Below are 257 nucleotides of genomic sequence, written 5' to 3'. Positions count from 1 at the left end.
ATCCGCATCGCCCGCATCGAGATGGGCCAGGGCGCCCTGACCGGCCTTGCCCAGCTCGTGGCAGAGGACCTCGACTGCGACTGGAGCAAGGTGCGCTACGAACTGATCGATCCCGGCGCCAACAAGGCGCGCGCCATGGTGTGGAAGTCGCAGCAGACCGGCGGCTCGCGCTCGATCCGCGGCTCGCATGACTATCTGCGCCTCGGTGGGGCTCAGGCCCGCGCTATCTTGGTCACGGCCGCGGCCCGCCAATGGGG

1 protein-coding gene is annotated in these 257 nt (G+C 69.6%); it reads left to right on the top strand.

Annotated elements, in window-relative coordinates:
• Positions 1–257: molybdopterin cofactor-binding domain-containing protein (locus RYX56_RS23680; RefSeq protein ID WP_317124296.1), on the top strand; the 257-nt coding region annotated here is incomplete at both ends.

It is taken from the genome of Alkalihalophilus lindianensis, assembly GCF_032843265.1.
In the GTDB taxonomy this organism is placed as follows: domain Bacteria; phylum Bacillota; class Bacilli; order Bacillales; family Bacillaceae_D; genus Alkalihalophilus; species Alkalihalophilus lindianensis.
The sequence above is the reverse complement of the archived record's forward strand: the minus strand, read 5'-3'. Positions and strand labels throughout refer to the sequence as shown.